Source organism: Terrisporobacter petrolearius, from assembly GCF_020748185.1.
GTDB lineage: Bacteria > Bacillota > Clostridia > Peptostreptococcales > Peptostreptococcaceae > Terrisporobacter > Terrisporobacter petrolearius.
The window spans coordinates 1-396 of the sequence record NZ_JAHZMO010000212.1 but is presented as its reverse complement, the minus strand read 5'-3'; the positions used below and the strand labels follow the sequence as shown (position 1 = coordinate 396).

The 396-nt window shown below is 37.9% G+C and carries 1 protein-coding gene; it reads left to right on the top strand.

The genetic code is table 11. The features are described from left to right. Positions 1-47: 47 nt before the first annotated feature. The coding region (locus K0040_RS20360) for an RHS repeat-associated core domain-containing protein (RefSeq protein ID WP_265588954.1) at positions 48-396 on the top strand (349 nt) is incomplete at its 3' end.

Here is a 396-nt window from a genome sequence, read left to right as displayed (position 1 = left end):
TCTGCTACACAGGTGGAATTTACGATAATAAAACAGGACTATATTATTTGAATGCGAGATACTACAACCCTGAATATGGAAGGTTCTTAACAGAAGACACTTATCGTGGAGAATTCACAGACCCAAGCAGTTTACATCTATATGCTTACTGTGTAAACAACCCAATAGCATATACAGACCCAAGTGGTCACTTCCCACTATGGGGAATAATAAATGCGGGACTTGGGGCTTATGATGGATATCAGTATGCGAAGAAGAAAAATCTAAGAGGTTGGAAGAAAGCAGGAGCCATAGTTGGTGGAGCAGTACTTGGAACTATAAATCCATTTAAGAAACTAAAAGTAGGTAAAGTTTTCAAAAGGGTTGCTAAAATAGTTAAAAAGCGTAAGAGCACAA